The 11,687-nt window shown below is 60.5% G+C and carries 8 protein-coding genes and 1 pseudogene; 3 read left to right on the top strand and 6 right to left on the bottom strand.

Translation table 11 applies throughout. The features are described from left to right. Positions 1–420 precede the first annotated feature (420 nt). The 4 genes from WCA53_RS26715 to WCA53_RS26700 all read right to left on the bottom strand — a co-directional run bounded on the left by WCA53_RS26715 (position 421) and on the right by WCA53_RS26700 (position 5,674). Entirely contained in the window at positions 421–633 is a 213-nt protein-coding gene (locus WCA53_RS26715) for a hypothetical protein (protein WP_423917712.1), read from the bottom strand. 437 nt (positions 634–1,070) lie between these two features. Then, positions 1,071–2,543, bottom strand: a complete 1,473-nt coding sequence (locus WCA53_RS26710) for a TolC family outer membrane protein (RefSeq protein WP_423917709.1) — start codon at positions 2,541–2,543, stop codon at positions 1,071–1,073. Positions 2,544–2,550: 7 nt separating this feature from the next. Beyond that, positions 2,551–3,915 (bottom strand): HlyD family type I secretion periplasmic adaptor subunit, encoded by a 1,365-nt coding sequence (locus tag WCA53_RS26705; protein ID WP_423917706.1) that lies wholly within the window; start codon positions 3,913–3,915, stop codon positions 2,551–2,553. A 13-nt stretch (positions 3,916–3,928) separates the two neighbouring features. Further along, on the bottom strand, positions 3,929–5,674 hold the full coding sequence (locus WCA53_RS26700) for a type I secretion system permease/ATPase (RefSeq protein ID WP_423917702.1): 1,746 nt from the start codon (positions 5,672–5,674) through the stop codon (positions 3,929–3,931). Positions 5,675–5,918: 244 nt separating this feature from the next. Between WCA53_RS26700 and WCA53_RS26695 the strand changes: the two genes are divergently transcribed. The 3 genes from WCA53_RS26695 to WCA53_RS26685 are packed head-to-tail and all read left to right on the top strand — an operon-like array spanning position 5,919 to position 10,703. Further along, positions 5,919–7,247, top strand: a complete 1,329-nt coding sequence (locus tag WCA53_RS26695; RefSeq protein WP_423917697.1) for a class I SAM-dependent methyltransferase — start codon at positions 5,919–5,921, stop codon at positions 7,245–7,247. Next, the gene (locus tag WCA53_RS26690; protein ID WP_423917693.1) at positions 7,244–8,278 is read left to right on the top strand and encodes a glycosyltransferase family 4 protein; all 1,035 of its coding nucleotides are present in this window, start codon (positions 7,244–7,246) and stop codon (positions 8,276–8,278) included. Before WCA53_RS26695 ends, WCA53_RS26690 begins: the two co-directional genes overlap by 4 nt. Before the next feature lie 7 nt (positions 8,279–8,285). Next, positions 8,286–10,703, top strand: a complete 2,418-nt coding sequence (locus WCA53_RS26685) for a glycosyltransferase family 4 protein (protein ID WP_423917690.1) — start codon at positions 8,286–8,288, stop codon at positions 10,701–10,703. Positions 10,704–10,771: 68 nt separating this feature from the next. Here the strand turns inward: WCA53_RS26685 and WCA53_RS26680 are convergent, their stop codons facing one another. Together WCA53_RS26680 and WCA53_RS26675 are read right to left on the bottom strand one after the other, a co-directional pair. Further along, the gene (locus WCA53_RS26680) at positions 10,772–11,002 is read right to left on the bottom strand and encodes a hypothetical protein (protein WP_423917688.1); all 231 of its coding nucleotides are present in this window, start codon (positions 11,000–11,002) and stop codon (positions 10,772–10,774) included. Between the two features lie 59 nt (positions 11,003–11,061). Continuing rightward, positions 11,062–11,687: pseudogene (locus tag WCA53_RS26675) on the bottom strand (tetratricopeptide repeat protein); the annotation flags it as partial.

Below are 11,687 nucleotides of genomic sequence, written 5' to 3'. Positions count from 1 at the left end.
AAATTGTGATGGCGCTCACAAAGCCTTAAATTCCGCGCATCGAACTATTAATACAGCTATCGTTTTGCTAAACGGCAGCGCGCCAATGGAGATTTTTTGAGTTTCGGCACGCAAGCGAATAAACCGGCATCGCAATGTGCCTCGCTTTTTCGGTAACCGGAGGATTAAAACGAGAGGAGCCGCCAATCCCGGAGATTGAAATTGGCGGTTTACAGCTGCACACAGAGACCTATGGCTGCCAAAGAACAATCGGCAGACCTATTCTAGTGAAGTCAGCAGCGCATATTTGTGATCCAGGTCACGTCATTTGCAAATCGGGCGATACAGCGTGCAAGATTCAAACGGTTGAGCGCACAGCAAGCTGGGGCCAAACGTGTGTAGTGCGAGGCAATATCGGCGTCACTCCACTCTGCACCCAGCTTAGTTGCCCACGAGTCCGTAGGCGCCAAGGGCAAGGTGATCCGACGACGCTTCCGTGTCATTGCCTTGAGCGCGCTTCGCGGCTGTAGCAGGTCGCGCGACCGACTTTCGCCGGTCAGTTTGCGTCTCTTCTTCAACACATTCGATTGCTGCCGCGCCCGCGAGCGCGTCCTTCAATTCATTGATTAAATGATCCGCTTGGTCGCGGTGCATAAGAAAGCTCCGCGTGGTTGGACCGCCAGTGCCGGTCTCAGACCCATCCAGCGAAGTAAAGTACACGTTCACGTGATCAGGCGTCGTCGTTTGCTCCACGGTCCACTCTGCGATCCTTTGCTTCGGGCCCGCTTTGCGCCGTACTGATTTTTGCTTTACGTTCGACGCGACTGCCATAGGATTTTTACGATTAGAAGTGTGACGCGGCGTGGAGCAATTTCAAACCGAATCGCCGCGACCTCGGTGTGTCGCGTAATTTATCGCACGTGTGCGCGGCGTGTTGTGCTAGCGCGCACATTTCGCGGCGCAAACGGAGGCAAGCGCATCATCAATAAAAAAAAGGCCCACCGCTAGGCAGGCCCTCAACACCCTATGCGATCACGTCACAATCGCCGCATGCAAAATTAAGTTTGGCCGCTAAAAAGCCAGGCTCTGGTTCATGGAATCAAGCGCGGTCCAGCCGGGGTCGCGTTGTCACTCGCTAGCGACGCCACATGCACGGGCGGCACGAACCACTTAGCCATATCGAACAGGTTATCCGCACTGAGTACTCCCGCCGCGTGCTTAAGCTGAAGGTCCGCGAGCAGGTACTGATAGCGCGCACGCGCGAGATCGCGCTTCGATTGATACAACTGCTGCTCGGCGGTCAGGACGTCTACATTGGTGCGCAATCCGGCCTGCACGCTTTTTCGGGTCGCCGTAATCAACAGCGTCGCTGACTCCACTGCGCTTTGCAACGCGTCAATCCGGGTCAGGCTGCTCACGCACACGTTGTATTGCTTGCGCACGTCGAGGAGCACCTTGTTGGTCTTGTCCTCCAACTCATACTTCGTGCGTTCGTAGGTCGCGCTTGCCTGTTCGGAACTCGCCTGGACGAGGCCGCCGGAGTAAAGCGGTATCGTGACTTCAATGCCGACCTGCTTGTTCAGGTAGCGTTGTCCAATCGTGTTGACCGCATCCGACTGATTCTTGCCAATACTGGCAACGAGGTCGACATGAGGATAAAACCCGGCTCGCACGACTTCAAGTTGTTGTCGCGCGGCTTCGACTGAGTGTCGTTCGGCAATCAGCTCGGCGTTGCTGTCGAGCGCGATGTCGCGCCATTGTTCGAACGTTTCCGGCGATGGCATCACGGGCTTGTAACTGTCGCTCAGCTGGTCGAGCCCTTGGACGTCGAGTGCGGCAGGCAATCCGGCCACAGCCTCAAGCGCGTGCGCCGCGTTGTCGAGGTTATCGCGTGCGTCTGCAAGATCCGCCTGGGCGAGTTCGGCCTTCGAACGCGTCTCCAGGATGTCCGTGCGCGTGCCCTGGCCGTTGTTGAACATGGCCTCATTGCCGGCGAGCTGTTCGTCGAAGGTCTTCTTCTGAGCCGATGCAAGCTTGACCTGATCGAGCGCAAACAGAGTGTCCGTGTAGGCGCCCAGCACGCGAACGAGCAAGTCCTCGCTGCGGTCGGTGAAGGTCGCATCGCCGGCGAGTGCCTCCGCCTTGCCGTAGCGGTATCGTGCGATTCCTTCGTAGTTGATCAGGGGCTGGCGTAGTGAAACTGTCCCCGCGTACGAGTGATATCCCTGAGTGAACGAGCCATCCTGGGAAGCAGGCGGTCCGAAAACCGTCGTGTCGGTCGTGTCGCGATAGGTTCCATACGTGGCCGACAAATTGGGCAGCAGGTACGACCGGCCAATCGCTCGGTTCGCATCTGACGCGTCTCGCTCTTTCATCGCGGCGGCATAGATGGGGTCATGTCCCAGTGCGGCTTCATAGGCATCGGCCGGGCCGAATGCATAGGCGGAATTTGCGGCGCACAGCGCGGCCGCGACACACAGCGCACGCAGCCGGAAGTCAGCGAAAGTCGTCGAGCGTTTGCAAAGGGAGACAGCCGCACCCCGTGCGTATTGAGTCATCAGCATGCGCACGTCATTCCTCCGTCAGCGAGGTATGCGCACGATCGATAATCGGCTTCAGCAGGTAGCTCAGCATCGAGCGCGTGCCAGCCTTCACGAACACTGAGACCGGCATACCCGGTTTGACATTGAGATTTGCCAGTAACTTCATGCCGTGTGGCGTGACCTTGACGCGCACGCGGTAGTAGGGCGCGCCCGTGTGCTCGTTGAGCAGCCGGTCCGCGGAGATGAACGTAAGCGTCCCCGGGATTCGCGGCGTGCTGTTCTGATTAAATGCAGTGAACATCATGTCGACAGGCATGCCGTCCTTGACCTTGTCCACCAGGTTGACGGGCAGTTCGCCTTCCACCTCAAGGGGTTCACCGCTCGGCACGATCTCCATCAATTTCGCGCCGGCACCTACTACACCCCCATTCGTAAAGACATTCACACCGACCACGGTGCCATCGACCGGCGCGCGAACCTCAGCGCTAGCCAACGCGAAGTCAGTCTCCGCCAGACGGCTTCGCAGTGCATCGGTGTCACGCTGCACGTCGGTGAGCTGGGTGCGCACCTCTTTCATATAGTCGTCTTGCTGTTGCGCGACGCGCAGGCGCTGCTCGGCTATCTGGCTGTTCAGTTGGCCGGTGATGCCGACCTGCGTGGAGACTTCTCCGTCGATCTGTGCGTTCTCGCGTTCGAGATCCTGCAGTTTCGTTCGCGGCGCGTAGCCTTCACTGGCGAGTTCGCGCATCGAGGCGAGTTGATCCTCGATCGTTTTTTGCTCGACCTGCCTTTGGCCATGCAACGCGTTCGCGCTCGACAGTTGTGCGCCAAGTCCGACCATGGTCTCGCGCAGCGCGCTGAGCGACACTTGCAAGGCGAGCCGGCGTGAGGACAGCAACTGCTCCTGCAGGCTTATGTCGTCCTCAACCTGGGCGTTATGCGCGGCAGCGCCCGCCGTGAGTTCCGGAGGAAACGTGATGGTCTTCGCGTTGGTCGCCTCGGCAATAAGGCGCGCCTTCACTGCAAGCTCTGTCAGGTACTGGGCGCGGATGGTTTCTTCCTGCGCGCGTGTCTGCACGTCGTTCATCCTGATGAGCACCTGGCCGGTCTTCACCTCGTCGCCGTCTTTCACCAGGATGTCCTGGATGATGCCGCCAGTCGGATGCTGAATCTCCTTGCGATTGCCCGTGACGACCACCGTTCCCTCTACGGAAACACCTTTGCCAAGCGGTGCGAACGTTGCCCATAGCAGCGAGCCGACAATACCTACCAGAACGATCGTCCAGCCGACTCTTACGTAGCGTGTTTCGTCGGTGTCAAGGGTGGGGGTGAGGGTCGCGCCGAGTACTTCGACTGCGGGCGGACCCGCATTCTTGCGTGTGAATTTGGACATGGAATTCTGTGGATCAGGCCGGGACTTCGTTGTTTTCAGCGGCAACGGCTTGTTGGTTGTTGGCTTGCTGTGCCGGTGCTTTTGACAGCTCCGCAAGCACGTGCTGCGTCGGACCGAACAGCCTGAGCTGGCCTTCGACCAGCAGCAACAGCTTGGTCGTCGCGGCAATGATGCTGGTCCTGTGGGTAATCAGCACAACGGTCTTCCCTGCAACACGCAAGCGGTCGATCGCCACCTTCAGCGCGGCTTCGCCTATGTCGTCAAGGTTGGAGTTAGGTTCGTCCAGCACGATCAGCGAGGGGTTCCCGTACAGCGCGCGAGCCAGCCCGATACGCTGCTTCTGTCCGCCCGAGAGCCCGGCGCCACGATCGCCGACCAGCGTGTCGTAGCCCTGCGGCAAGCGAAGGATCATTTCATGGACGCCGGCCAGTGTTGCAGCCTCGATCACCTTTTCAGATTCGATCTGACCGAAGCGCGCAATGTTTTCCGCGATCGATCCGCCAAACAGTTCGATGTCCTGCGGAAGGTAACCAACGTGCGGCCCGAGTTGGTCCTTGTCCCACTGGTGAACGTCCGCTCCGTCCAGCCGCACGGTGCCGACTACTGCCGGCCAGACGCCGATCATCACACGCGCAAGCGTCGATTTGCCGGATGCGCTCGGACCGATCACGCCGACTATGTCGCCCTGTTCAATCGTGAAGCTCAGTCCGTGCAAAACCGGTACACGTCCCCCCGGAGCCGCAGCGCTCACTGCTTCGAGCTTCAGTTGGCCTGCCGGTGCAGGCAGCTTCATGCCGATCCGGCGTTGAGGATTAGCGTCAAGCAAATTAACGAGCCGTTCGTATGCACTTTTAGCGCCACTCCATTGCCGCCACACGGAAATCAACAGTTCCAGCGGAGCGAGCACGCGACCCATCAGGATCGAGCCGGCGATCATCATGCCCGGGGAGATCTTGCCGTCGATAGCGAGCAGGGCACCTACGCCAAGCACGAGTGACTGCAGCGCCAGCCGGAAGAACTTGGTGACGTTACCGACCAACGCCGCCTTCTCGCTTGCTTCGGCTTGCCGCGCAAGAAAGCCCGCGTTGAGCGTGGCCCAGCGCGCCATCAGTTGGGGCAGCATACCCATCGCCTCGATGACTTCGGCGTTGCGCAGGTTGCTGGTCGCGAGCGAGGTGGAGCGCATCGACAGCTGGTTCGCCTCCGCAAGGGGACGCCGTGAGACGCGCTCGTTGACGATTGCGAGCACGACCAGCACCGCTGCGCCAACCAGCGCGAAAACGCCGAGCCAGACGTTAAACAGGAATATAACCAGCAGATAGATGGGGAACCACGGCGCGTCGAAGAACGCGAAGAGAGCATTGCCGGTCACGAACTGCCGGATCGTGGTCAAGTCGTTAAGCGACTGGCCGGCGTTGACGCCCTGCTGCTTGAGGTTGGTTTCGAACGCGGCTGTGTAGACACGCGCATTCAGGTGCATGTCCAGCTTCGTGCCCACGCGAATCACGACAAAGCTGCGCACATATTCAAGCGCACTGGAGAGGCCAAACATGCCGAGTGTAATCAGCGAGAGCATCAGGAGCGTGACGCCGTTTCGACTAGGCAGCACGCGGTCGTACACCTGCAACATGTAGATCGATGGCACGAGCGCCAACAGGTTGATGAGCATGCTGAAGACGCCGATCGTGCGGAACACGCGCTTGTAGCCCAACAGCGCCTGAATGATTTCGTTCGACGGTAACTTGTTCTTTTTGATCATCTTCTCAATGCCTGGCCCGCGTGCTGGTTTGTCCGCGACCTGTTTGCAGGTTGATATTTTTCATGGTCTCTTCGACTCACCCCGAGATACCCGATCCCTTGGGGAGGTCGCCATTCTCATGGAGAGATACATTCTGAAATGTGATGGCCGTCACATTCGTTTCGATAAACGCAACGGATACTTCGTCGCTTCCAGAGTGACCCATAACGTGCGCGGCGCCTGGCAATCCGGACAAAATCGACTCATGACCAACGCAGTACTCAATTCACTTATCGCGCGTGTCAAGGCTGAGGCCGCGACCGATGAGCAGCAACTTGACCGCAATGAAGGGTCCGCCACAGGCGACTACGTGCAGATCCCGGCAATGGACACATTGGCGAGCATGCCGGGTGGCCAGGGCATCAGTCGCCTGCTGGTTGGAGACAGCAATGAGTTTGTGGATACGGCCTACCGGTTGCTGCTTGGCCGGGGAGTCGATGCAGCAGGGCGGGCGACTTACAACACGCAATTGACGGACGGCGCTAGCCGGCTAGGCATTGCCGCAAAGATCCGCTTGTCCGGCGAAGGACGTAGCGTAGGCGCGTCGACGAGAGGCCTCGGCATGCCGATAGCGCTGGTTATGGCCAATGGCGTGCTGCGGCGGCTCGGACTTGGCGCATTTACCGGGTTCGCACTGCGCTATCTCGACGCGCGCGAGACGCGGCGTGCCGCGCCTTTGTCGCAGCGGCGTGCGGTCGAACGCATGTTCGCCGCGTGGCGCAGGCCTCTGGAGCGCATAGCAGGCATGGTGCCGCGCCATGAGCGCGAGATTGCGGAACTGACGAAGCGCGTGCGCGAGCTTGAGCAATTCATCGCCCCGACGCCGACCGTCTCGGCCGATGTTCTCGACGCGTACTACCTCGCATTCGAAGACGCGAATCGGGGCTCGCAGGAAAGCGTGCTCGCGAAGCTCTCTATCTACGATGACTGGATCACTTCGCATGTGAAGGTGCGGCCCGGCCTCTCGTATGCAATCGTGGACATTGGGTGTGGGCGCGGCGAATGGCTGTCGTACAGCAAGAAAAGGAACCTGGACGCGGTCGGTATCGACATGAACCGCGTCATGGTCGATGTGTGCCTGGAGCGCGGCCTGGATGCCCGCTGCATCGACGCACTGTCTTTTCTGCGCAGCCTGCCGACGGGCTCGGTCGCCGCGGTGACTGGCTTTCATATCATCGAACACTTGCCGTTCGACTACTTGCTCGCGCTCGTTGTGGAAAGCTATCGCGTGCTAGCCGAGGACGGTTCGGTATTGTTCGAGACACCGAATCCGGAAAACGTGCTGGTCGGCAGCCACACGTTCTATCACGACTTTACGCACCGCAATCCGATCACGCCCACCGCGATCTCGTTCCTGCTGAAGCATCACGGCTTCGAGGAAATCGACATTATTCGCAGCAGCCCCTATCCCGACGAAGCGAAGGTGCCGGGCAACGACCCGCTCACCGAACGTGTCAACGGGCATCTGTGCGGACCGCAGGATTTCGCGGTCACCGGGCGCAAGCGCCGCCGCGCAGCAGGAGCGGTCGTTTGAAAATCCTCGTCACGGCGAATCTCGTGCCGTTCACGCACGGGGGCGCTGAATATCACATCCCGGGGTTTTTGCGAGCATTGCAGGATGCCGGTCACGAAGCCCAGCTTCTGCGCCTGCCGTTTCGGTTTTCCCCCGAAGCCGACATCGTGCGTGCGATGGATCATGCCGCGTCGCTAGACTTTGTGAAGCCAAACGGCGTGTCGATCGACCAGGTGATCAGCCTGCAATTTCCCGGCTACGGGGTGAACCATCCGGATCATCGCGCCTGGGTGATGCATCAGCATCGCGCGGTGTACGACCTGTTCGACGCAGCGCAGGCAACACCCGCGCTTGCCGAACTGCGCGAACGAATCATCACCTTCGACAACACCGCACTGGCACGCGCCAATGCCGTGTTCGCCAACTCGCGCCGGGTTGCCGAGCGATTGCTGCAGTTCAACCGCATCGTCGCGACCCCGCTCTATCATCCGCCCACGCATGCGGAAAGCTTCTACTGCGACACGGCGCTGCCCTATGTGTTCTTCCCTAGCCGTCTGGAAACGCTGAAACGCCAGCAGCTCGTGATCGAGGCGGCGCGACTGATGCGCTCGCCGCTCAAGATCGTGCTCGCGGGCGAGGGCGGACAGCGCGCAGCGCTCGCTGCGCTGATCGAACGCCACGGCATGCGCGATCGCATTGCCTTGATCGGACATGTCAGCGAAGCTGAAAAGCGCGCGTTCTATGCACGGGCGCAGGCGGTCGTGTTCCCCGCGTTCGATGAGGACTACGGCTACATCACGCTTGAAGCGATGCTGTCATCGAAGCCCGTTGTCACTTGCACCGACTCTGGCGGCCCGCTTGAATTCGTTCGCCATGGGGACAACGGCTGGGTCGAAGCGCCGACGGCTGAAGCACTTGCCGCGCGTCTGGACTGGATCGCGATGAATCCGCGCGAGGTTTCCGACGCGGGCGCACGCGCGCGCGAGGCTTATGCCCGCGCCGACATCTCCTGGAGCCACGTCGTCGACGTGCTCACGCAACGTATCAACTAGTTGAATCATGAAAATTGCGATTATTGCGCCGAGTCCCGTCCCGTTCCTGATAGGCGGCGCTGAGAACCTGTGGTGGGGCTTGCTGGATGCGCTCAACGCGCGACCCGGCGTTGAGGCGGACTTGCTGAAGCTGACGAGTCCCGAGCGGAACATGGGAGAACTTCTCTCCAGCTATCGTCGCTTTTCGGAACTCGACCTTAGCCACTTCGATCTGGTGATCAGCACCAAGTACCCGGCGTGGGCGATTCGTCATCCTAATCATGTTGTCTATCTGCAACACACGCTGCGCGGCTTGTACGACACCTATCCGCGGGACATGCCGACCCGTTTCGATCCGGACGTATTGCGCTCGCTCGGCATGCCGCCGCGCATTGTCGACGCGTTGCTGGATCGCGACGCGACGGAGATCGAATTCGACGAACTGCTCGATGCGCTCGACGCGGCCTTTAAACGCGCACCCGCTTCACCGGTGTGGTCGTTTCCGGGACCGGTCAGCCGCGCCGCGATACGTCTGCTCGACGCGATTGCAATGCGCCCGGACAAGATCGCGCACTACGCGGCGATCTCGCAAGTCGTGGCGGACCGCGAGGGCTATTTTCCGGCTCGCGTCGACGTTGCGGTCCATCACCATCCGACCAATCTGAAGGGGCTCGCAGCCGGCCCGCAGGAAACGATTTTCAGTGCAAGCCGTCTTGACCCGGCTAAGCGCATCGATCTGATTATCGCGGCGTACATCGAGAGCGGGGTGGACGTGCCGTTGCACATCGCCGGCTGTGGGTCTGATGAGGCTCGCTTGAAAGCATGCGCAGGCTCGCATCCCGGCATCCGGTTTCTAGGGCGAGTGCCTGATGCAGTGCTCGCGCAGGAATACGCACGCGCGATCTGTGTGCCGTTCGCCCCGTATGACGAAGACTATGGCTTGATCACGCTCGAAGCCATGCTCGCGGCCAAGCCGGTGATCGTCACCACTGACTCGGGCGGCCCGACGGAGCTGATAGAACACGGGCGCACGGGACTCATTGTCACGCCGGACGCGACCGCGATAGCGGGCGCGATGCGCCAACTGTGCGATGACCGTGCTGGCGCGCTGGAAATGGGCCTAGCTGGTCAGAAGCGTGCGGAACGCCTGAACTGGGACGCGCTATGCGACGCATTGCTGGCGGGCGGCCGTTTGGCGCAAGCGCAAGCAAAAGCGAAGCAGCACAAAGGTGCGCCCGTAGTCATCACAAGACGCGCCAAGCCGTTGATCGGAGTGGTCAACACATTCCCGATCGCACCTATGGTCAGTGGCGGAAAACTTCGCCTGCACGGACTCTATTCGCGCTTGGCCGACGAGTTCCAGGTGCGCTTCGTGAACCTCGCACCTCCGCATCTGCCGCGCCACGTGCGCGAGCTTGGCCCGGATCTCAGCGAAGAGCTGGTGCCAAAGTCACAGGCGTTCGTGCAGATGGAGCACCGATTAGGCCACTCGCTTAGCGCGTCCGTCGAAGACCTGGCCGCTGCGTTGTATCCGTCAAGCGCACCGCAATGGCTGGAAGCGATCGATGCGCTCGTGCGGCGCGCAGACCTGATCGTCTGCTCGCATCCCTATGGATTGCCAGCACTACGCATGGTCTCCAACACAGCGTTTGTCTACGAGGCCCACAACGTTGAAGCGGACCTGAAGGCTGACATCTACGGATCGCATCAGTGGGCGGTCGATCGCGTATCGACGCTTGAGGGACAGGCGGTGCGTGAAGCACTGCTCGTGGCCGCCTGCTCGACGGATGACCGCGAGCGCCTACGCGTTCTTTATCAACGCCCGGACGACGAGACTCTTATCGTGGTTCCCAATGGCATCGACGTTGGGGCGACACCTTTGCGGGAAGCAGGGCGCACGGCACGCCGCCGCTCAGCGCTGAACATCAAGCGGCCGCTCGCGCTATTCATGGCCAGCGCTCACGGGCCGAATATCGACGCCGCCGAAATTATCGTCAAGGCCGCCGCAGAGTTGCCACACGTCGACTTCCTGATGCTGGGTTCGGTGTGCACCGTCGTCGAGCACTGGGCGCGGCCGAGCAACGTGGGTCTGGCCGGTGTGGTGAGCGACGCGGAGAAGGCCGACTGGCTTGAAGTCTGCGACCTCAGCCTCAACCCGGTGATCTCCGGGTCCGGCACGAACCTGAAGCTGATCGAATCTGCTGCGGTCGGCGTGCCGGTGGTCAGCACCGACTTCGGCGTGCGGGGTCTCGGCTTTGCTTCGGGACGCGAATACGTGTCAGCGACCGAAGATGAATTCGCAAGCGGCATTGTTGCCGCGCTCAATTTTGCTCCGGCCGAACGCGAACAGCTCGCGCGCAACGCGCGGCGGCGGGTTGAAGCGGAAGGGGACTGGGCGCCGATTGCGAGCGCTTATGCGCAAGCGCTCAGGCAGGTTTTTTCGTGACTTCGTGATTTCGTGATTTTCGTCACTACGCGGCCGGTTCGATGAAACAGTCGACCGGCCCGTGCGCTTTAGAGAAACATGTGGCTGAAGGGGAGCCACTCGTGATGGCCGACCAGCGTCACCTCGACACTGGGAGCGTGATCGGTCGATTGGGCCTGAGCCGGCTGAGCAGCAAGATCCCGCAGTACATGGTCGAGCGAATCGTAAGACTGGCTCAAGAGACCATGCGCCTCCAGACACGTTGAGATGTCTGCGTCGTTCGCCGCCGGGGCGCCATGGGTGCCAATAAAATGTTGCATCGAAGGAGTCTCGTAACGGGTTACGGGGGGCATTCTAACGTGTCACGCCAGAGGCCGATTTAGTATTTCCACGTAAGTCCGACTGATCCGTTTCGCACCGTGTAGGAAAAGAGCGATATCGAGTCCGAAACGTACTGTGTCGATACTTGCGCGTACACGGACCACCCGCGAGAGAGCGGATAGGCATAGCGTAGGGATGCAGACCGCATCGTCTCGCGCCGCGTGACGTCGCCAAAGAACACAGGATCGTACGGAGTCGCGTCATTCAGTGTGCGCTGCTGCACGTTCAATTCCAATTGGCCGTACATATTCATGTCGTAGTCGAGCGCCAGCCACGCGGTATAGCCGAAGCGTGTGCCTCCAGGTCGACCCTCTTGCGAGACATCCCAGGCTGGACCCGCGAATAGAAGCACCGTCGTGCGGTCGCCAATGCGCGCATTGAACGCGGCGCGCAGTTCCGCGTAGATCGAGTCGTACAGCTTGTTGCCCGGGTATGACGAGTTGGTCAACGTGAAGTCGGCCCCCGCGCGTGCCAGCACGGATTGAACCGCCGTCGGCGCAGTCCAATAGTTGACGTGCCAGTCGAGGTTGCGTTGATAGAGATTCGTGCCAAGCCACAGCAGGTCCGCCGTGAGCTGGTTGCCTATCTCGCCTTGCCCGAGGGCCGCCAGGTGCGCGACACCGA

Origin of the sequence: Caballeronia sp. (assembly GCF_049581465.1) — a bacterium.
Taxonomy (GTDB): domain Bacteria; phylum Pseudomonadota; class Gammaproteobacteria; order Burkholderiales; family Burkholderiaceae; genus Caballeronia.
This window is presented reverse-complemented; position numbering and strand designations above follow the sequence as displayed.

Excerpts from the sequence above, each read along its gene's own strand:
- WCA53_RS26680 (WP_423917688.1), bottom strand. The coding sequence starts at position 11,002 with ATGCAACATTTTATTGGCACCCATGGCGCCCCGGCGGCGAACGACGCA.
- WCA53_RS26705 (WP_423917706.1), bottom strand. The coding sequence starts at position 3,915 with ATGTCCAAATTCACACGCAAGAATGCGGGTCCGCCCGCAGTCGAAGTA.
- WCA53_RS26700 (WP_423917702.1), bottom strand. The coding sequence starts at position 5,674 with ATGATCAAAAAGAACAAGTTACCGTCGAACGAAATCATTCAGGCGCTG.
- WCA53_RS26685 (WP_423917690.1), top strand. The coding sequence starts at position 8,286 with ATGAAAATTGCGATTATTGCGCCGAGTCCCGTCCCGTTCCTGATAGGC.
- WCA53_RS26715 (WP_423917712.1), bottom strand. The coding sequence starts at position 633 with ATGCACCGCGACCAAGCGGATCATTTAATCAATGAATTGAAGGACGCG.
- WCA53_RS26695 (WP_423917697.1), top strand. The coding sequence starts at position 5,919 with ATGACCAACGCAGTACTCAATTCACTTATCGCGCGTGTCAAGGCTGAG.
- WCA53_RS26710 (WP_423917709.1), bottom strand. The coding sequence starts at position 2,543 with ATGCTGATGACTCAATACGCACGGGGTGCGGCTGTCTCCCTTTGCAAA.